The organism is Iodobacter sp. CM08, assembly GCF_033446605.1.
Classification (GTDB): Bacteria; Pseudomonadota; Gammaproteobacteria; order Burkholderiales; family Chitinibacteraceae; genus Iodobacter.
Map to the genome: position 1 here is coordinate 15522 of NZ_JAWQUO010000015.1, position 21040 is coordinate 36561.

Annotated in this window: 18 protein-coding genes; 9 read left to right on the top strand and 9 right to left on the bottom strand. The window is 51.0% G+C overall.

Annotated elements, in window-relative coordinates:
• Window positions 1-31 precede the first annotated feature (31 nt).
• The 3 genes from R6242_RS10210 to R6242_RS10220 all read left to right on the top strand — a co-directional run bounded on the left by R6242_RS10210 (window position 32) and on the right by R6242_RS10220 (window position 2153).
• Window positions 32-622 (top strand): hypothetical protein, encoded by a 591-nt coding sequence (locus R6242_RS10210; protein WP_318426393.1) that lies wholly within the window; start codon window positions 32-34, stop codon window positions 620-622.
• A gap of 35 nt (window positions 623-657) precedes the next feature.
• The gene (locus R6242_RS10215) at window positions 658-1410 is read left to right on the top strand and encodes a hypothetical protein (protein ID WP_318426395.1); all 753 of its coding nucleotides are present in this window, start codon (window positions 658-660) and stop codon (window positions 1408-1410) included.
• Window positions 1411-1601: 191 nt separating this feature from the next.
• Window positions 1602-2153, top strand: a complete 552-nt coding sequence (locus R6242_RS10220) for an NADPH-dependent FMN reductase (RefSeq protein ID WP_318426396.1) — start codon at window positions 1602-1604, stop codon at window positions 2151-2153.
• 445 nt (window positions 2154-2598) lie between these two features.
• Here R6242_RS10220 and R6242_RS10225 read toward each other — a convergent pair whose 3' ends face one another.
• Window positions 2599-3381, bottom strand: coding sequence for a class III extradiol ring-cleavage dioxygenase (locus tag R6242_RS10225; protein WP_318426397.1), 783 nt, complete (start codon window positions 3379-3381; stop codon window positions 2599-2601).
• Between the two features lie 159 nt (window positions 3382-3540).
• Window positions 3541-3948, bottom strand: coding sequence for a DoxX family protein (locus R6242_RS10230; protein ID WP_046351447.1), 408 nt, complete (start codon window positions 3946-3948; stop codon window positions 3541-3543).
• A gap of 996 nt (window positions 3949-4944) precedes the next feature.
• On the opposite strand from R6242_RS10230, the gene R6242_RS10235 reads away from it, so the two are divergent.
• From R6242_RS10235 to eco, 3 genes are all read left to right on the top strand, one after another.
• Window positions 4945-5859: a LysR family transcriptional regulator gene (locus tag R6242_RS10235; RefSeq protein WP_318426400.1), complete on the top strand. Its 915-nt coding sequence runs from the start codon at window positions 4945-4947 to the stop codon at window positions 5857-5859.
• Between the two features lie 99 nt (window positions 5860-5958).
• Window positions 5959-6510 carry a hypothetical protein gene (locus tag R6242_RS10240; protein ID WP_318426403.1) on the top strand — a complete coding sequence of 184 codons (552 nt, stop codon included), beginning with the start codon at window positions 5959-5961 and terminating at the stop codon, window positions 6508-6510.
• Window positions 6511-6728: 218 nt separating this feature from the next.
• Window positions 6729-7196, top strand: a complete 468-nt coding sequence (gene eco, locus R6242_RS10245; protein WP_318426405.1) for a serine protease inhibitor ecotin — start codon at window positions 6729-6731, stop codon at window positions 7194-7196.
• A gap of 184 nt (window positions 7197-7380) precedes the next feature.
• On the opposite strand, the gene R6242_RS10250 is transcribed toward eco, so the two are convergent.
• Together R6242_RS10250 and R6242_RS10255 are read right to left on the bottom strand one after the other, a co-directional pair.
• Window positions 7381-7812 (bottom strand): SRPBCC family protein, encoded by a 432-nt coding sequence (locus R6242_RS10250; RefSeq protein ID WP_318426407.1) that lies wholly within the window; start codon window positions 7810-7812, stop codon window positions 7381-7383.
• 658 nt (window positions 7813-8470) lie between these two features.
• Window positions 8471-9091: an endonuclease NucS domain-containing protein gene (locus R6242_RS10255; RefSeq protein WP_318426409.1), complete on the bottom strand. Its 621-nt coding sequence runs from the start codon at window positions 9089-9091 to the stop codon at window positions 8471-8473.
• 342 nt (window positions 9092-9433) lie between these two features.
• Between R6242_RS10255 and R6242_RS10260 the strand changes: the two genes are divergently transcribed.
• Window positions 9434-9742, top strand: coding sequence for a hypothetical protein (locus tag R6242_RS10260; protein WP_318426411.1), 309 nt, complete (start codon window positions 9434-9436; stop codon window positions 9740-9742).
• 52 nt (window positions 9743-9794) lie between these two features.
• Here R6242_RS10260 and cobA read toward each other — a convergent pair whose 3' ends face one another.
• The 5 genes from cobA to R6242_RS10285 form a co-directional block, all read right to left on the bottom strand.
• Entirely contained in the window at window positions 9795-10538 is a 744-nt protein-coding gene (gene cobA, locus R6242_RS10265) for a uroporphyrinogen-III C-methyltransferase (protein ID WP_318426413.1), read from the bottom strand.
• Between the two features lie 409 nt (window positions 10539-10947).
• Window positions 10948-13632: a molybdopterin-dependent oxidoreductase gene (locus R6242_RS10270; protein WP_318426415.1), complete on the bottom strand. Its 2685-nt coding sequence runs from the start codon at window positions 13630-13632 to the stop codon at window positions 10948-10950.
• Window positions 13633-13891: 259 nt separating this feature from the next.
• On the bottom strand, window positions 13892-14215 hold the full coding sequence (gene nirD, locus R6242_RS10275; RefSeq protein WP_318426417.1) for a nitrite reductase small subunit NirD: 324 nt from the start codon (window positions 14213-14215) through the stop codon (window positions 13892-13894).
• 348 nt (window positions 14216-14563) lie between these two features.
• On the bottom strand, window positions 14564-16996 hold the full coding sequence (gene nirB, locus R6242_RS10280) for a nitrite reductase large subunit NirB (protein WP_318426419.1): 2433 nt from the start codon (window positions 16994-16996) through the stop codon (window positions 14564-14566).
• A gap of 341 nt (window positions 16997-17337) precedes the next feature.
• Window positions 17338-18546 carry a nitrate/nitrite transporter gene (locus tag R6242_RS10285; protein WP_318426421.1) on the bottom strand — a complete coding sequence of 403 codons (1209 nt, stop codon included), beginning with the start codon at window positions 18544-18546 and terminating at the stop codon, window positions 17338-17340.
• Window positions 18547-18995: 449 nt separating this feature from the next.
• Between R6242_RS10285 and R6242_RS10290 the strand changes: the two genes are divergently transcribed.
• Both R6242_RS10290 and R6242_RS10295 read left to right on the top strand, forming a co-directional pair.
• Entirely contained in the window at window positions 18996-19556 is a 561-nt protein-coding gene (locus R6242_RS10290) for a GNAT family N-acetyltransferase (protein ID WP_318426423.1), read from the top strand.
• A gap of 152 nt (window positions 19557-19708) precedes the next feature.
• Window positions 19709-20980, top strand: a complete 1272-nt coding sequence (locus tag R6242_RS10295; protein ID WP_318426425.1) for an O-acetylhomoserine aminocarboxypropyltransferase/cysteine synthase family protein — start codon at window positions 19709-19711, stop codon at window positions 20978-20980.
• Window positions 20981-21040 lie beyond the last annotated feature (60 nt).

Genomic DNA, 21040 nt, shown 5'->3' on the forward strand with positions numbered 1-21040 from the left:
TTAAAACTGAGCACTTACCGAGTATATCGCCATGAAATGGCCTTATCTAATTGCTGCAGTAAGCCTTATTGCGCTTGGTGCTTATTCTCAATGGCCCACAGAAGCACAATCTGCCCCCAGAGCAGTGGCTGCCAGTAGTATCGCTGCCAACATTCACTCCCTGCCACCGGCCAGCAGCCCTTGGTTAGCCACCGCATCAGCCGTAGGCTCGGCCAATACACGGAGCGATAGCGATCAAAATCATGATGGCGTGCCCGACGATGTAAATGCCTATATCGATCACACCTACGCTACATCCAAAACCAGCCAGCTCGCATTTACCCAACTAGCCCAAGGCTGGAGCGAAGCCATTAACGATATCTCTACACCAGAGCAAGCCAAGCAAGCTGGCGAAAAAATTGCACGCGGCATTGCCTGCCTGATGAGCGATAGCGTGATGGAAAAAACCGGTAAAACAGCGCAGGTCATGTATGACGAGCTACTAACAACCCGCGCCGAAATGTTGGGCACACCCAAGCGCACCGAAGCCTATTTACGCTTTCAAACGCTGGCATCTGGCCAATATTTTGCAGACCCTGGCAATCAACCCTGCAATTTCAAAGCAACCGAACTAAGCAGCTAACACCACGATTTGCCCACCCTTAACAGGAATTAATCATGCTGAAACGCCTTGCCCTGCTCGCCACTCTGATGGCTGGCCCAGCCTTTGCTGCGCCTGCTGCCGTAGTTTTTGTAAATGGCATTCAAAGTACCTTTGATGATTCTGTTGCCAGCATGCTGGTACTTAAAGGCAATATGAAGACCAAAAAACTAGATAAAAATTTTATCTATGGCAATGCCTACAACGCCAGCAACGGCTTTTTTAGTGATATGTGGCAGGTGTTTCAGCAAAAGAATAATGAAACGCAAGATGCCAAAAGTTTTTGGCGCATGCTAGACGGGGGCTCGGCGCAAGCAGGCTGGATGAGCCAAGCCATTTACGATAAATATTTAAATGCCTTTAGCAGCAGCTCCATGCCCGAGCTACCCGAGCATTTAAAAATGTACCGCCAATATTTAGCCGAAGGCCGCAAGCTAGTTTTAGTGGCGCATTCGCAAGGCAATCTTTACGCCAATGCCGAACAAAACATGCTGATCTCTGGCCCCAATACTGCCCAAGGCAAAGTAAGCAGCGTGGGGGTAGCCAGCCCAGCGCAATACCTGATGCCAGGCTCCACCTATATCACCTCGTCATGGGATCAGGTCATCAACGGGCTGCGCCTAATCAAAAACACCTTGCCATCTAATATCAGCATCGGCTTTCACCCTACAAAAGACGTGCTGGGCCATTCTTTTGTAAAAATTTATATGAACACTGAATACCCTGCTGCCGAACAAGTGCTCAGCAAAGTAAGCCTGCAAGCAATTTAATCAGGAGGAGCCGGGCTGGGGATTATCTCACCAGCCCAGTAATGATTTATCTGCCTATGTAAAAAATCGCACCCTCATTTAAGACAACGCTAGCTTGCGTAATTGATCTCTGCGGCGTATCACTAGATGTGCAAGCAGCGCCATCTATAAAAGGCGCATTGCACCATCCACTTTTACCAAGGGGCATTAAGATGACTATCAAAGCAATCGGTTTTTCTGGCAGCTTACGTAAAGCATCAACTAATAGCGGCCTATTGCGTTGCGCTAAAGCTAATTTACCTGCAGATATGGAATTAGAAATCGTTGATATCTCAGCGATTCCCTTTTATAACGGCGATATTGCCGCCAACGATCGCCCTGCGGTGCTGATTGAGCTGCTCGCCAAGATTGCCGCCGCCGATGCGCTGGTGCTGGCCTGCCCCGAATACAATTACTCCCTAGCCCCAGCGCTTAAAAACGTGATTGACTGGGCTTCGCGCGAAGCAGATAACAAGGTACTAAACGGTAAGCCTGTCGCCATTTTAGGCGCAGCGGGTGGCATGGGCTCATCCCGCTCGCAATACCATTTGCGCCAAGTCTGCGTCTTTGTAAACTTGCTGCCACTGGCAAAACCCGAAGTTTTTGCCAATGCCTTTGCGGGTGGTTTTGACGCCAATGGCAATGTGACGGATGAAGCCATCAGCAAAAATGTAGCGGCACAGATGGTGGCGCTGCAAGCATGGACTAAGCAATTGCAGAAATAAGCTTGGGTGGGTACAAAGTTAAGACAAATACATCACAAAAGGGCTAATTTTTATAGGGTGTGCAAGTCGCTCTTCTTGCGCACCGACCTGATTTTAATCTGGCTTCAGCTCGCTTTGATAAAGCGCTAAATCTTTAACCACAGAGTAAAATGAGAGCACAGAGGGCCACAGAGAAAACCATCAAATCCTTGATTCTCTCTGTGGCCCTCTGTGCTCTCTATGGAATGAATGGCTTGAGATTTTGCTTACCTAGGGTCTAGTTCACTTACTTAGAATCTGATTCAAAATAATTTTCAGCTTTCGAAAGGCGTCATTCCCGCATGCCTTTAGCGGGAATCCAGTAACGCAGCTGGATCCCCGATGAAAACTCTCGGGGATGACGGTTTTATCTAGCAAAGTCATTTCGGGAAGTAGCAAGCAATTCGCTCACCAAGGAGAATCTCACTTAATCCTGCCAACGATACACATCCATTGCCAACACACCGCCGGTAATCCCGCTATAGCTGCGCTCTACTTTTTCCCCTTGAGCCGCCCCCAGCACCACAAAAATCGGTAAGAGATGTTCATCCGTGGGATGCGCACGGCTGGCTTCTGGAGCTTGACGGCGGTAATCCAGCAAAGCGCTTACATCATTTGCCAATAACTTTTCATTCATCCATGCCTGAAAAGCCGGCACATAGGCGGGAACACGCGGATCGCCCTCAGTGATATCGCCCATTACTTCGTACAGATTATGGGTAAGGCTGCCCGAGCCAATAATCATTACACCTTCCTGCTGCAAAGCGGCCAGCGCCTGCCCTAGGCGGTAATGATGCTCGGGGCCTTGCCTTGGCTGAACCGACAACTGCACTACCGGCACATCGGCATCTGGGTACATCACCCGCAGCGGCACCCAAGCGCCATGATCCAAACCTCGGCTAGGGTGAACGGCCACTGGCAAACCTGCAGCCTCTAATAAAGTGGCTACTTTTTCTGCCAGCCACGGCGCACCAGGCGCTGGGTATTGCAAATCAAACAGCGCAGCAGGGAAACCGCCAAAATCGTGAATCGTCTCAGGCTGGCTGGCCGCACTCACCGCTGGCTGCAAAGAGCCCCAATGCGCCGACACCATCAAAATAGCCTTAGGCTTAGGTAAATCAGCCACCAGACGCTGCCAAGCTAAACCCGTTTCCCCAGCATCCAAAGCCAGCATGGGAGAGCCGTGTGAGATATAAAAACTGGGAAACATGGTTAATCCTTGGTATGAGTATTTTAAAAACCTGAAGCACCTTATGGCGGGCACTCGGTTTATCGTGCCCACGCGGCCTTCGGAGATGAACGCGTGGGCATAAAAACTTGCCCACCCTACGCCTCTATGTTTTCTGTGGTTAAAGATCTGGTTTAAATCTTAATCCGCAAAGCGTGGTGAGCGTTTCAGCGCAAATGCACCGTCACCCATCAATACTTGTACCAGCGCTGCGGCAATCAAAAACACGGGATATTCCCAGCCGCCGTTGGCATTGCCAAACGACCAGCCATTGGCAAAGTGAACCGTGCTTGCACCAATCAATACCGGCAACAAGGCCGCTGCCACTAAACGTGGGTAAAGACCAAGCAGCAAGAACAAGCCACCAAACACCTCAGCCCCCGCTACCGGATAAGCCATCCAGCCTGGAAAGCCTACCGAGGCAAAAAACTGTGCGGTGCCTGGTAGAGTAAAAACAAATACTTTAGTTAAGCCATGCGCCAGAAACATAATGGCAAGAGCTAGGCGAAGAACAAGGGCTGCGTATGGGGCGGTTTTGTTATCAATCATTTTGAATCTCCAGTGGTTTGCGCCATGTGTTTGGCATCGATGGAGTGCAGTATGACGATTGCCGCTTGAGGGATAAATACAGATATCTTCAAATAATTATCCCTGAATGTGGGATAATTATTTGAGGATGAAGTTAAACGTAGGGCGGGTGAAACCCCATAGGCGCAAGCAAATTGTTTTTTCATTAGCAAACAGTGAAAAGCATAACAACCACGCTCTTTGCATAGGGCTTTTTAAAGTCCCCTTGAAACACGCCGGAGCGAGGAACAAGCGGGGCGGGGTTTCGGCCAGGGAGCGAGGAACGAGCCAATCCCGCCCGCCGCCGACTCGATTGTCCGCAGCGCAGGAGCTTTCGTGTTTCGTGGGGTCGCCTTCTTTGGCTTCGTTTCTTGGCGAAGCAAGAAAGGAAGGCCCCGCGGTGGCTAACCGCTCCAAAATCACTGTGCCGAAGGCACTAAAAAAGGTCTTTTTACTCTAGTTAGCGCGTATGGGGTGAAACCCGGCGCTTGCACGGCATTTCGTCAGCAAATTTGACTGGTTGAATACCGAAGGATTCATTAAACAAAATCAAAAGATCTTTTTAGTGCCTTCGGCACATTGATTTAGGTGCGGGCGTCCCGCTGGACCTTCCTTTCTTGCGCGGCCAAGAAACGAAGCCAAAGAAGGCCGCCCCAGCCAGCACGAAGGCCCCTCACTGCGGATAATCAGCTCGGCGAAAAAGGCTGCGCGCTCGCTGCCTCGCTACCCCTTTTCCGAAACCCCGAGCCGCTTATTCCTCGCTTCGGCGTGCTTCAAGGGGTGATTTAAGCCCCATACTACGAGTCGAGATATAAATCCAGATCTCTGTATTTTGAAATGCTCAAACACTTACAGCAAAGGAATATGATTTTCTCCGTGAAACTCCGTGTCCTCTGCGACCTCCGTGGTTCAAGATTTGGGTTTTGCTCTCTACCACACAATCCACGGTATCTCCCCGCCCCAACTTGAGCCACCATTATGGACAAACTCACCGCCATGCAAGTCTTTACCCGGGTCGTTGACGCGGGTAGTTTTGTAAAAGCTGCCGATCAGTTGGATATCTCCACCAGCGCGGTATCGCGTTTGGTGGCCGAGCTGGAGGCGCATTTAAATACTCGCCTCTTGCAGCGCAGCACCCGCAAACTCAGCCTCACCGAGGCGGGCCGCCTTTACCATGCGCGGTGTTTGCAAATTTTAGGCGACGTGGCCGAGGCCGAATCAGAGCTGGGGCAGGAAGGCCAGCGCCCCTTTGGCTTGCTACGGATCAATGCGCCGGTGTCTTTTGGCCAGCTACACCTCTCCCCACTCATTGCCGCCTACCAAAAAGCCTATCCCGATGTGGTGGTAGAGATTGAGCTATCTGATCGCAGTATTGATCTGGTAGAAGAAGGCTTTGATCTGGCGCTGCGCATCGCAGGCCAGATCACCGACACGCTGGTGGCGCGACGCTTAGCAACGATTCGTATCGTCACGGCAGCTGCGCCAAGCTATCTAAAGCTACAAGGCACGCCGCAAACGCCTGGCGATTTAGCCAACCACAACTGCCTGATTTACACCAATGGCAATCGCCGTGGCGAGTGGGATTTTAGCGGGCCAGATGGCAATATCACGGTTAAAGTGGCCGGACATTTCAGGACCAATAATGGCGATCTGCTACGCCGCGCAGCGCTGGCTGGCGAAGGCATTATTTGCGAGCCAAGCTTTTTAATTGGTGAAGACTTAGCCAGTGGTGCGCTAAAAATCCTGCTACCCGATTACTCAACACCCCAGCTAGCCCTCTACGCCGTCTACCCCAGCCGCCGCCACCTCTCCGCCAAAATCCGCAGCTTTATCGACTTTCTGCCCGCACAAATGAGCGAACCACCTGTGTGGGATGGCTGGATGACAAAATAGTACATTTCTGCCGTATAAAAACCCAAATCTTGAACCACTTCGATCTAGAAGACACAGAGTTACACAGAAAAAACCATTACATATCCAAAGAGATTGCCCATGTATATTGCCCACATTGCCACCTTCGGACACCACCTCATGAAATCCACCTTACTCATCAGCGCCCTCTGTTCGCTCTTAGTGGCTTGCGGTGGAGGGGACGTCACCGTCAATAGCGATGGCATTAATATTGTTGGCGTCGATACCGTCCCCACCATCAATGCCCTGCGCGTGACTGCCGGGGATAAAGACGCCAACGGCATTACCCCGATCAACGACGGCGTATTTACGGTGCAATGGGATGCAAAAGCCACCGACACTGCCACTTTTAATCTGCACCTCAGCAAAGATATGCTGGTCAGCAGCGATGATACCGATTTGTTTTTTACGCTAAACCCAGAAAAAAATGCTCGGGCCACGCTGGTATGGGATAAAGATAAAGACAATATCTCGCTATCTGGCATCCCCACCTCGGTGAACTCATTTTTAAGCAATAACCCAGAAGCCAAGGGCTATATCATTGCCAAAGCCTGCGGTTTTAAAGTGGATACAGCGGGCGGATCACGCAAAGAATGTGTGCAAAAAGAAATAGCTATTAAACTTATCAAATAATATTGATTAGATTACATAAAAACAATTAACCATTTATTAAAATTGCAGACCTCACAAATATATATGCCGTTTTATTTGCATAAAAAATTGTGATAAATATCATTAACTTTCTGTAAATAGTTGCTACTCTTCAAAGCAGATCATCCATATGATGCCTTATCAATAAGCGGCGGCTCTTGCCATAAAGACTGCATCAATCAAATTTTAAGGAAGATTAAATGAAAATTAAACTTGCCATCCTTACCGCCATCACCTGCGCCAGCACCTTTGCCGCAAGCCCAGATCCAATGCAAGCCTTTCCTGCGCCAGAAGCAGGCTTTGTTCGCAAAGTGATTCAGCTACCTAAAGTAAAAAACCCAGAACTTTATCGCGTGCAATTATTGCCAGGCAAGATGATGGAAGTAGATTGCAATACCAGAAATTTGGGCGGGCAATTAAAAAAAGAAACCGCTCAAGGCTGGGGATATGACTATTGGGTACTGCCACAAATTCAACCGGGCATCAGCACCCTGATGGCATGCAATCCTAATGCACCTAAAAAACAAGCTTTTGTGAGCGTTTATTCAGAAGAACTACACCGCTATAATTATAAATTGCCAATGGTCGTCTATTTACCCGAAGGCCTTGAATTACGCTACCGCATTTGGTCTGCCAAAGATAAAACCCAAACTGCAGAAAATGGTTAATTAAGATATACAAAGGCGATGCTTATATAATTGCTAATGTTCAACTAATTGGGGTCAGTTCACCAAGCTGATCGACTTACGCAGAATGATTTCGTAGGGCGGGTGCAACCCGCGAGCCAAGCTGAAAAATACGCGGGTTTCACCCGCCCTACGAATGGCAGATTGCTTAAATATTTAATCCTGATTAAACATTCACAGCCTGAGCGCCTTCTGCCTGTGCTTTAAGTCTTTGTAGAGTAATAGGTAGACCCTTATCCACTAACGGGGCAAGCATTCTGATTAAGAGGGGTTTCAGCAGCCCAGCAAACGTCACCCGATGCACAACCCTCGTACCGCCCTCCACCGCCTCCAGCTCATGATCAAAATCCATTCGATACAGAAAGGTCTTGCTGCTTACCGTAAAATTACGATTAAGCTCAATGGCAGTTACCTCCATAGGCACAGTATTGCCCTTAGTAGGCGTTAAACTACCTTTAGAGCCAAGCGTTAAGCCCTTTTTTAATGAAGAGGCCTTCGTATCCGGATCCCAGCCCTTCCAATTATCAACATCTTGGTAAATACGAAAAATCGTTTCAGGTGCAGCGGCAATCACAACTTGCTTCTCTACGATATTCATAGCTTTTTCCAAGTGACAACAGAGACACACGCCCACAGATTGCAGGGGGCAGCCAAATTTATGACAAAATACTACACTCAAATATTGAGGTAAATGCCAGAAATTTGTCAGTTTAATGTATTAATTTATTGGGGTTTTTATTGCGAAAAAGTTACCTGACTACCCCTCTTGCTCATTTTTTGTCGTTTACCTGAGATGATCGACATGAAGAGATATAACTCGTAGGGGCGCTGCTTGCTGCGCCCTAGCTGAGTAGGGCGCAGCAAGCAGCGCCCCTACTGCATTGAGCAAGAGACATAATCAGGAAAAGTTAAGCCAGTTGATTCCCTGGCTCATCGCACGGGGCTCAAGAGTCCCCTTGAAGCCGCGACACGAGGAATAAGCGGCTCGGGGTTTCGGATAAGGGGTAGCGGGCTTGCTCCCGAGCAGCCTTTTTCGCCGAGCCGATTATCCGCAGTGAGGGGCCTTCGTGCTTTTGAGGTTGCGGTTTTGCTTCCTTTCTTGGCCGTTCAAGAAAGGGAGTCCCACGCGGGGGACTCCCGCACCAAAATCAACGTGCCGAAGGCACTAAAAATGACTGTAAAAACGGCATGGCTCAGCGCGGGTTGATAAAACTAACCCGCCCTACAAGAGCACAAATGCATTGTGGGTTACTGCCTTATAAAATAACGTCTTGCAATTGAAACGCAACCTTATACTTTATCAACTTAACTTGAGGGAGCGCTTTAGCTGCATAAACCACACGTTTATCAAAATCAGATGCGATCAATATTCCCCTTACCGAATTTTCAGGATGGCTTTCGGTTACACAACCAATGTAGCCAAGCAACTGACCTAATGCAGCGTCTTTAGCGATACCTGCCTTAAGCTCTATTACAACAAACTGGCCCATAGGATCTTTTGCAAGAAGATCTATCCTGCCAGCATCGATTTGATGCTCTATACCATCCGATTGCAGGACTAAACCATTTTCAACCTCGTGAACAGCTCGGGCTAAATATGAATGCAAATCGCGCTCAAGGGAAAGGCTGGCCTCAATGGTTTCCTCAACTTCATACGCCGTAGCATCCTGTACTAGATCATCATCACTTTCGCCCCCCGGAACCGCTATTCCCCCACGCTTAATCTTTGATTTGTACCATGCATAGTGAGTTTTTTGCCATTTACTGTTCGGGAAACTATTAAGGACCAAGTTAGTAAGCTTTTCATATGAAGGGAACTGTCCTTCACTGGCACATGTATCAATAACAAGATCTTTTATACTTGAATAATTACTCATAGAACGCCCTAACATAACAATATATAAACACACTAAAATGGTAGAAAAACCACCATCTTTAGTGTATTAAAATACCCGCCTAACAAGATATGCCTTGTTAGATATGGCCCTTGTTTTATGCGCTGACATTACACCCTAAGCCCTGTAAGACGGGTTAGCCGCAGGCGTAACCCTCAATGCAAGATGCTAAACAGTAATTAGCTTGCTGTTAGTAGTTGGCATTATCACTCAGCACGGGTTGATAAAGCCAATCCACCCCACAATACCAACAAACAACGAAAACAATAAGTAAGATAATCATCATATATCATGGCGAAAATACCCACAAAAACCGAACTCCACATGCAAGATATGCGACGATTATTACTTGCTTGCCTAATATTGATAACGCTGAACACCCACGCAGGTGTAATAGAAAATACCTCGCGTGAAATCAGCCGAGGCATTACGGATGGCGCGGTACAAAGCACCGCCAAAGCACTTGAGCAAATTCAAAAAGATAGCGAACGAAGAGCCAAAGAATACGCCGCAGATAATAAACGTAAGCAGCGTTTAGCCAGCATCAGCGGCTGCGCGACGAACGCTAAAAAAACCAGCTGCAAATGCTTTGATAAGCAAGGTGGAATTGAAAACATTCTGGATGAGAAATAATACATGGATGTGGTTAACCGCGGCCTAGCCGCGATCAATGATTTGTAAAAGATCAGGCAACCAGCTCTTCTTCCAACACCCTCACCCTCGCCTCCCCAACCGCCTCTCCCACCAAAATAATCGCCGGGCTGCCCATTTGAGCAGCCTGTGCATCCACCGCCAAATTCCCCAGATTACTGATTAAGCGGCGCTCAGCTGGGGTGCTGGCCCATTGGACTACGGCGGCGGGGGTGTTAGGCGTTAGGGTTTTGAGCAGGCCGGCGGTGACTTGGGCGATGCGGCTCATGCCCATATAGATCACTAGTGTGGTGCCGGTTTGGGCGAGCGCCTGCCAGTTTGGCTCGCTATGGTCTTGGGCGTGGGCGGTGACAAAGGTGACGCCTTGGCAGTGTTCGCGGTGGGTAAGCGAGATGCCGAGCGATGCGGCTGCGGCAAGGCCGGAGCTGATGCCGTTGATGATTTCAACGCTTACACCAGCGGCTTGCAGAAAGCTGATCTCTTCCCCTGCGCGGCCAAATAGCAGCACTTCTCCGCCTTTTACCCTGACTACCACCTTGCCTTGTAAGGCATAGCGGCGCATCAGCCTTTGGATAAAATCCTGCGGGGTCGATTTACAGCCGCCTCGTTTCCCTACCCGAATCAGCTGTGCTTGCGGGGCAAGGCTGGCGATTTCTGGGTTGGCTAAGTCATCGAGCAGCACCACATCGGCCAGCATCAGCGCTTTCATGGCTTTGATGGTAAGCAAGTCCAAATCCCCCGGCCCCGCCCCTAATAAAATTACTTTGCCTTGTTTCATGGTTGGTTTTCCAGTGGGCTTGATTATTTTAGTGCCTTCGGCACGTTGATTTTGGTGCGGTAGCCACCGCGGGGCCTTCCTTTCTTGCTTCGCCAAGAAAGGAAGCCAAGCGACAACAGCTCCTGCACGAAGGCCCCTCATCTGCGGACAATCGAGCGGCGGCTGCGGAACTCGCTTCGCTCAGACAGTCCTCGCCGAAACCCCGCCCGCTTGTTCCTCGCTTCGGCGTGTTTCAAGGGGAGACTTAAGCCCCGTACTACGAGTCGCGATATAACCATCCATATTGACTTTGAGAAGGCTTCCTCTCAAAACACGACCATTCAAGAATCTGTTTTTCTCCGTGAAACTCCGGTTCTCCGTGCCCTCCGTGTTTCAAGATTTGGGTTTTCCCCTCCCCCCCACAGAATCCTCAAGCCTTAATCGCCTGATTACACATCCTGCTTAGCTCCGGCACGCAGGAGCCGCATACGCTGCCGCAGCCTAGTTTGGCTTTTAGGCCTGCAACATCGGCCCCCAGTGCTACTTCCGCGCGGATAGCGGATTCGCGCACGTTGATGCAATTGCAGATCACTGGATCGCGCGGGGTGTTGCTAAGTTTTTTAGGTGAGAAAACATTAAGGCGCGGGCCTTGCCATGGGTTGCCTGCTATCAGTTGCTCCAAGAGCGCTTCGCCGCCTTGGGTGTCGCCTGCCAGCACAAAGCCGGTGAGTTGATCGTCTTGCCAGCCGACGCGTTTAAGTAAGCCACGGCGGGCGTCGTGGTATTCGAGTACGTCGTGATTGGGGTAAAGATCGAGTGCGGAAAAGAGCTTTTCTAACAGGCCTTCGGGCAACATTTTGGCTGCGGCGCGTAGCACTAAGACTGGCTCGTCCCGGCCTTGCAGGCTGATGCTGGCGTAGCTACAGGATTTTAATAAGGGCTGCACGGCGGCGTGCAGGGCCAAGACATCGCCTTTGCGAGCGGCTAATAAGACCCACGGTAGCTCGACTTTTTCGATACGCACGGCGGCGTGTTTTAGCTCGGGCTGAAACGATTTATCATCGGTGGCGCTGCTGGCAATTTCATTGCTGCCACTGCTATTTAAAAACTGCCCGCTCCAATGCATGGCGGTAAAAACGCTGCCGGATGGCAGATCGGCAGACAGCGCCAATGGCAAAATCAGGCTGCCACGCTTGCTACTCACGCGCAGCAAATCGCCTACTTTTAAGTTGCGCCGCTCGGCATCAACGGGGTTCATATCTAGGCTCGGCTCGGGGCTGTGGGCAAAGAGCTGCGGCAAGCGGCCAGTGCGGCTCATGCCATGCCATTGATCGCGCAAACGGCCAGTAAGCAAATGAAAAGGAAAGCGTGAATTGGTCGGCTCGGCCACCGGCAGATAATCCACCGCCGTAAATTTGGCTCGGCCTGTTTCAGTAGCAAACACGCCGTTTTGATAGCGCCGCGCCTGCCCGCTGCTTGCGCCCTTGGGGTAAGGCCATTGCTGCGGGGATGCTTCTAGCAGCGCGTAGCTTAGGCCGCCAATATCCAGATCGCGGCCTACCGTAAGCGCGCGGTGCTCGTTAAAAATGGCTTCGGGGCTATCAAAAAAGAATAAGCCAGGGTGCTCTGGTTTTAAGCGTGCGCCCATTCTTTGCGCCACTTGCAGGGCAATCCAGCTATCTGATTTGGCCTCGCCCAGTGGCTGCACCGCTGCCCGAACGCGGGAGATGCGCCGCTCAGAATTAGTCACCGTGCCTTCTTTTTCACCCCAACTGCTGGCAGGCAGCAGCACATCGGCAAAGGCGGTGGTATCAGTATGGGCAAAGGCATCTTGCACCACCACAAACTCGGCCATTTCTAACGCCTGACGCACATTGGGCAAATCTGGCAGGGAATGCGCGGGATTGGTACAAACAATCCACACTGCCTTGATCTGCCCCGCTTTAATCGCATCAAACATCGCCACCGCAGGCAGGCCAGCCTTGCCTGATACGGCGTCCACTCCCCAAAATTGCGCCACTTCGGCACGGTGCTGCGGGTTGGCAATATCGCGGTGTGCGGCCAGCATGGTAGCCATGCCGCCCACTTCGCGCCCGCCCATGGCATTGTGCTGGCCAGTCAGCGAAAACGGCCCGCTGCCGGGCTTGCCAATTTGCCCCGTCGCCAGATGCAAATTAATCAGCGCCAAGTTTTTATCTGTGCCGTGGCTAGATTGATTCAGCCCCATGCAATACAAAGACAGCGCCGCAGGCGAGCGACCAAACCATTCTGCCGCTTGCAGTAAATCGGCCTCTAGCACGCCGCATAGCTCGGCAACCATCTTGGGCGTGTACTGCCGCACCCGCGCTTTTAGCTCAGCAAAGCCGCTGGTATGCGCCTCAATAAAGGCGGTATCCGCCAAACCTTCCCACAAAATATGGTGCAGCATGCCGTGAAACAGCGCCACATCGGTGCCGGGCTGAATCTGCAAATGCAAATCGGCCATGGCGGCGGTATCGGTGCGGCGCGGGTCGATCACTATCCATTTAATATCAGGATTAGCCGCCTTGGCCGCCTCCAAACGGCGAAACAACACCGGATGGGCATAGGCCATATTGCTGCCCGCAAACAGCAGCGTTTGCGCTAACTCCAAGTCTTCATAACAAGTTGGCGGGCCATCCGCGCCCAGGGCCATTTTGTAAGCCGTCACCGCGCTCGACATACAGAGCCGCGAATTTGTATCAATATTGTTGGTGCCAATCAGGCCCTTAGCCAGCTTATTAAACACATAATAATCTTCGGTAAGCAGCTGGCCAGAGACATAAAACGCCACCGCATCAGGGCCGTGGTGTTCAATAATCTCCGCAAACCGATCCGCCACCGTATCCAGCGCGGTATCCCAATCTACCCGCTGCCGAGATTCCGAGCGGCTAGTGCGCAGCTCTGGGTACATCGCCCGCCCGATGGGGCTTTGCACGCTTTTAGCCAGAGACAAACCCTTAGTGCAAAGGCGGCCCCAATTGGCCGGATGAGCCGGATCGCCGCTCACCCCAACAATCTGCTCGCCCTCACTCTCGATCAACACCCCGCAGCCCACACCGCAGTAGCAACAGGTAGAACGGGTCATGGTGCTCATGGTTTTTCTCTTTAAAAGTGGCAAATTTCACGCTATTTAAATAAAACCCAAATCCTGAACCACGGAGGACACAGAGGGCACGGAGTTTCACGGAGAAAACCAAGAGAAAGGGCTGGTTTTTCCTCGCCTTTTGTATTTTTCATGGGCAGCAACCTTGTTTTTAACTCGCCTGAGTAGTTACCCAGATTCTTAGGTTTTCTCCGTGCACCTCCGTGTTCTCTGTGTCCTCCGTGTTTTAAGAAGTGGGTTTACAGAGAATCTATAAACTCAAAAACACTTCACCTTCGACGACTTTTACGGGGAAGCGCCGAGCGCAGCCTTCGTCGGGGGCGCGGGCCTCTCCGGTGGCGAGGTCGATATTCCAGCTGTGCAAAGGGCAAGTCACCGATTCGCCGTGCACAATGCCTTGCGATAAAGGCCCGCCCTTGTGTGGGCAATGATCCAGCAGGGCAAACACCACATCCGCAGCGGAGCGAAACACCGCCACATTGCCCGCATCCCGCTGCACCACACGGCTGCCTAGCTTGGGGATATCTGTCACTTGGCAAATACTCACCCAAGGTTGATTGGCTTTCATATTCATTGCTTTGTCCTTAAAAAACGGATGCTGGAACTACTCTGCTAAGTACAAAAACCAGACCTTGAAACACGGAGGGCACAGAGAACACGGAGTTTCACGGAGAAAACCAAGTACTAAAAAATCAGTAAGCACAGAGAGAAACGCTTAAATATTTACGCCTTACAAGACGACTGTTATGTAATCAAAACCGTCATCCCCGAGTGTCTTTATCGGGGATCCAGTAGTGCCACTGGATTCCCGACAAAAGCACTCGGGAATGACGCCTTGGTTTCAAATAAGCGCTCTGCTTTACTCCGTGAAACTCTGTGTCCTCCGTGCTCTCTGTGGTTCAAGACCTGGGTTTACTATTTATTAAGCCAGCACTTTGATCGGAATAAACTCCTGCCGCGCTTTGCCGTTGATCCGCTCTGCCCATGGGTCTCGTAGGCCTTCTAGGGAGTAGAGCAGGCGCTCGAAGAGGGCTTTTCTGTTGGCTTCGTCGTCGAGTATTTTTTGCTTGATGTAATCCAAGCCCACGCGGGCGATGTAATGCACGGTGCGGTCTAGGTAGTAGGCTTCTTCACGGTAAAGCTGCAAAAATGCGCCGCTGTATTCTTTGACTTCATCGCTGGTTTTTACCTTGGTGAAGAATTGTGCGACTTCGGTTTTGATACCGCCGTTGCCGCCCACATACAGCTCCCAGCCGCTGTCTACCGCGATAATGCCCACGTCTTTAATGCCGCTTTCGGCGCAGTTTCTTGGGCAGCCTGATACGGCCAGCTTCACCTTATGCGGGCTCCACATATTGGCCAGCATGGTTTCCAGATCGATGCCCATTTGTGTGCTGTTTTGCGTGCCAAAACGGCAGAATTCGCTGCCCACGCAGGTTTTAACCGTGCGGATAGATTTGCCGTAAGCATGGCCGGATTGCATGCCCAAATCGGCCCACACATTCACCAAATCTTCTTTTTTGATGCCGAGTAAATCAATGCGCTGGCCGCCGGTGACTTTCACCAAGGGCACGGCGTATTTATCGGCCACGTCGGCAATGCGGCGCAGCTCGGCCGCGTTGGTCACGCCGCCTTTCATTTGCGGAATCACCGAGAAAGTGCCGTCTTTTTGAATATTGGCGTGAACCCGTTCGTTAACAAAACGGCTTTGCGGATCGTCGACGGCTTCTTTAGGCCAAGTGGATAACATGTAGTAATTGACAGCAGGGCGGCAGGTGGCGCAGCCGCTTGGGGTGCGCCATTCCATAAATTCGTACAACTCGGTGTGGCTGATTAGTTTGTGCTGCCGAATTGCTTGCCGCACTTGCGCATGAGTGTGATCGGTGCAGCCGCAAATGGCCTTGGTCTTAGGTGATTCTTGGAAGTTAGTGCCTAGGGTATTCATCAAAATCTGTTCAACCAAGCCGGTACACGAGCCACAGGAGCTGGCCGCCTTGGTGTGCTTTTTGACATCATCAACCGTAAACAGGCCTTTTTCTTTGATGGCGTTGACGATGGTGCCTTTGCATACGCCATTACAGCCGCACACTTCGTCTTTATCTTGCATCGCGCCTGCGCGGCTTTGCCCTTGCACGCCCGAGTCCCCGACGCTGGATTCGCCAAACATCAGCGTATCGCGCAGATCGCTAATGCTGCGGCCCTCGCGCAGCAGCTTGAAATACCACGCGCCGTCGGTGGTATCGCCATAGAGGCAGGCACCGACCAGCTTGTCGTCTTTAATCACCAGCTTTTTATAAATGCCACCGGCAGGATCAGAGAGCACGATCTCGTCGCACTCATCGCCGCCCATAAAATCCCCAGCCGAGAATAAATCAATGCCGGTCACTTTAAGCTTGGTCGAAAGCACCGAGCCCTTGTACTGCCCGTAGCCCATCAGCGCTAGATGATTCGCCGCCACCTTGGCCATTTCAAATAGAGGAGCAACCAGACCATAGGCCACGCCACGGTGGTTGACGCATTCGCCCACGGCGTAAATGCGCGGGTCATAACTTTGCAGGGCATCGCTGACCACAATGCCGTTCTTGCAAAACAGGCCAGCCGCTTCGGCTAGCTTGGTATTCGGGCGGATGCCTACGGCCATCACCACCAGATCAGCGGCCACTTCGCTGCCGTCTTTAAAGCGTACCCCGCAAACTTCCCCCGCCTCATTACCCAAAATGGCGGCGGTAGATTGGCCCATTAAGAATTTCAGGCCTCGTGCGATTAAGGAATCCTGCAATAATTTACCTGCCGTAATATCCAGCTGCTTATCCAGCAACCAATCGCCCAAGTGCACCACAGAAACATCCATGCCGCGCAGCATCAGGCCATTGGCGGCCTCCAGCCCTAGCAAGCCACCGCCAATCACTATGGCGTGCTTTTTGATTTTGGCCGCCGCGATCATCGCCTCGGTGTCATAAATATCGCGGTAGCTAATCACGCCATTTAAATCTTTACCCGGCACCGGCAAAATAAACGGCGTGGAGCCGGTGGCCAGCAGCAGCCTGTCGTAGCCCTCCTCCACGCCATCTTCGGTAATAACGACCCGCCGCACCCTATCAATTTTGGCAATGGTTTTGCCCAGATGCAGGGTGATCTGGTTGTCGCTATACCAGCTCAAAGGATTGAGCACGATCTGATCAAAAGTCTGCTCACCCGCCAGCACGGGGCTAAGCAAAATGCGGTTGTAATTAGGATGCGGCTCTGCACCAAACACGGTGATGTCGTAGCGATCAGGCGCAAGAGTCAGCAGCTCCTCCACCGTACGAATACCGGCCATGCCGTTTCCGACAACGACAAGCTTGGGTTTAGTCATGGCTGGATTCCTTATCTATTGAATTTATTTTGAAAGTTATTTACAAACCCAAATCTTGAACCACGGAGGACACAGAGAACACGGAGTTTCACGGAGAAAACCAGAGCGCTTGTTTGAAACTAAGGCGTCATCCCCGAGTGTCTTTATCGGGGATCCAGTAGATGCGCTGGATTCCCGGCAAAAGCATTCGGGAATGACGACCTTGAATACATAACAGTCATCTTGTAAGGCGTGATTATTTAAGCGTTTTTCTCTGTGCGGACTGATTTTTTAGTACTTGGTTTTCTCCGTGCCCCTCCGTGTTCTCCTTAACTCCGTTTTTTAAGATTTGGGTTTCATCCCTAAATCCTTGCCTGAGCCAGATCGCCACCCAAGGCGCTGCGCCAGCGCACTTTTACGCCGGAGAGGCCGTACCATGCGATCAGGGCGAGCAAAGAGAATAGCCAGAGGCCTAGGCTGTAGTTACCGGTGGCTTGTTTCACCATGCCAAGGCCAGCAGCCAAAGCAAAGCCACCTACGCCACCGGCCATGCCGATCAGGCCGGTCATCACGCCTAGCTCTTTGCCAAAGCGTTGTGGCACCAGTTGAAACAGCGCGCCATTGCCCGCCCCAAGGCAGAGCATTGCACCAACAAACAGGCAAACTGCCACGCTTGATCCGCCTAAGCCAAGGCCGGTAAGGCCGATCAAGACTGCCGAGCAAACATAAACAATCAATAAGGTGCGAGTGCCGCCAATTCGGTCGCTAATCACACCACCAAGTGGGCGCATCGCCGAGCCTGCCAATACGCAGGCCGCGGTATACCAACCGGCCATTTTGGGTGCAAAGCCAAATTGATCATGAAAGTAGCCGGGCAAGGCGCTGGCAAAGCCAGAGAAGCCGCCAAAGGTGATGGCGTAAAAGCCCATAAATAACCAAGCATCTTTATTATTTAATACCTTGGCGTAATCAGAGAGGCTTTTAGGATTAACCGACCCCGGAGCGTCTTTAGCAAACACGCTGTAGAGCACAAGGGCAAATAAGAGTGGAATCACCACCAAGCCAAACACGTTTTGCCAGCCAAACATGATCGCCAATACTGGCGCAAACAGCGCTGCAAACACGGTGCCAGAATTACCCGCCCCCGCAATTCCCATCGCCGTGCCTTGGTGCTGTGGTGGATACCAGCGGGAAGCCAGCGGCAAAGCCACTGCAAATGCAGCACCTGCAAATCCCAAAAACACACCCAGTAGTAGCGCCTCTGCCATGCTGTGCACACCCAGCTGCCATGCACTTAATAGCGCCGTAATCACAATCAATTGGGCAAAAAAGCCAGTGCGCTTGGCTCCAATCCGATCCACAAACACACCCAAAACCAAACGTAGCAAAGCACCCGCCAAAATCGGCGTGGCCACCATCAGGCCGCGCTCGCTGGTGGATAAGCTTAGCGCCGAGGCAATCTGTATCTGCAAGGGGCCAAGCAGATACCAAACCATAAAGCTCAGATCAAAATACAGAAAAGCGGTAAGAAGAGTGGGGGTATGGCCTGAGCGCCAAAAGCTACGTTCCATGATGTCTGCCTCACAAAGATTTTTTGAATCCTGCCTGCTAGCGGCCTGTATGACGGAATATCAACCGGCTGCCAGGCAAAAAAAAAGCGTCCCACCACGATCAAACGTGAAGGGACGCCGTTGTCCTTTGGGAGATTGGCCGCCATTGACCCTCACCCTCGCCAATGCTTCATTGCATCAGCCTAATCAGCCCACTGGCCTTATTGCTTACTTAGCAAGTGCCATGCCAATCTGCCTAAGCCCAATAAAATCAAGCACGGCAGCGCAAAAGAATGCACGCAAAGCGACAAAAAAATACCGCAGCGCACCATAATAACGCAGCGCAATATTTGCTCTGCACACAATTCGCGCATCGAAGATTGGACATACTTTGCGTTTATTCTCTTGATTTGATAGACGCCGCTAATTAATCTAAGCCCCAGCTAACATCAAAACATTGTGAATCTATTTTGAATAATCCTCAGCCCAAAATAAGCCAACTCAACACTGATCGCCTTATTTTGCGCCAATGGCTGCCCAGCGATAGCCAGCCATTTGCCCGCATGAGCGCCGATCCTAGAGTGATGCAATCCCTGCTTGGCCCGATAGATGCCAAGGCTAGCGCTGCAATGCAGCAAAAAATAACCGATCTTATCGCAGAAAAAACTTGGGGTTTTTGGGCCTTAGAGCTGAAGCAAACCGGCCAATTTATTGGCTTTGCAGGGCTACATATCCCCATTGCGGAGCTGCCTTTTTCTCCCTGCGTGGAGATCGGTTGGCGGCTAGCCTTTGAGCATTGGGGCAAGGGCTACGCAACCGAAGCCGCAAGGGCCGCCTTAGCATTTGGCTTTAATACGCTAAAACTAGATGAGATTGTTTCATTTACCGCACTCAGTAATCATAAATCACAGGCGGTAATGGAAAGGCTAGCAATGCAGCGCGATCCGCTCAGCTTTATGCACCTCAAAGTGCCAGCGGGCCATCCACTGCAAGAACATTGCTTGTATCGATTAAGCAAACCTATCATCTAACAGGTGCCTAAATTACACAATGCTTAACGATGATATTGAAAGCGCCGCAGTAATAGATCTATTAAATCTAAAAAAACCTACAAAAATAGCGTTACGGCATAAATAAACCTGCTAAAGTTTCCTTCGGCTTTGCTACCCTTTGGAGACTTTGCATGAAGTTTGATACGCTTGCTCTACACGCTGGTTATGAAATTGATCCCACCACCAAATCGGTGGCCGTGCCTATTTACCAAACCACCAGCTATGCTTTTGATGATACTCAGCACGGTGCAGATCTGTTTGATTTAAAGGTTAAAGGCAATATCTATACACGGATTATGAATCCAACTTCGGATGTTTTAGAGCAACGTATCGCCGCACTAGAAGGGGGAATTGGCGCCTTAGCACTGGCATCCGGCCAAGCAGCCATTACCTACGCCATCATGACCATTGCCGAGGCGGGCGATAATATTATCGCCACATCGGCACTCTATGGCGGCACTTACAATCTATTTGCCCACACCTTGCCGCAATATGGCATTACCGTGCAATTTGTTGACGCCAGCGATCCGCAATCTGCCGCCGCGCTGATCAACGATAAAACCAAGGCCATTTACTGCGAATCAATTGGTAATCCGCTGGGCAATGTAGTGGATTTCGCCGCCTTTGCTGCCATCGCCCATGCCGGTGGTGTGCCTTTAATTGTGGATAACACCGTAGCCACCCCCTATCTCACCCGCCCGTTTGAACACGGCGCAGATATTGTGGTGCACTCCTTAACCAAATATATTGGCGGCCACGGTAATAGTATTGGCGGCATTATTGTGGATAGCGGTAAGTTTCCTTGGGCGGAGCATAAAGAGCGCTTTAAGCGTTTAAATGAGCCTGAAGTCAGCTACCACGGGGTGGTCTATACCGAGGCACTAGGGCCGGCTGCCTTTATTGGCCGCGCACGTACTGTGCCGCTGCGTAATATGGGCGCGGCCATTTCGCCGTTTAATAGCTTTTTAATCCTGCAGGGCTTAGAAACATTGGCTTTGCGCATGGATAGACACGTAGAAAACGCACTAAAAGTGGCGCAATACTTGCAAGGCCATAGCAAAGTAAGCTGGGTAAAATACGCGGGCTTAGCCGATCATCCATCTAAAGCACTCGTAGATAAATACTTTGGCGGCAAAGCGTCGGGCTTACTCACCTTTGGGGTGAAAGATGGCAGTGCCGGTGGAGCTAGATTTCAAGATGCGCTGCAGCTGATTACCCGCTTGGTCAATATTGGCGACGCCAAATCGCTGGCTTGCCACCCAGCCAGCACCACGCACCGCCAGCTTTCTCCTGAAGAGTTGCTAAAAGCCGGAGTAAGCGAAGACATGGTTAGGCTTTCAATTGGTATCGAGCATATCGACGATATTTTGGCCGATCTAGAACAAGCACTGGCCAAAGTTTAAGCTGCGCAAAGCGCCTTCAAAGAAGGCGCTTTAAAAACATACGATCCAAGCTGCACGCCC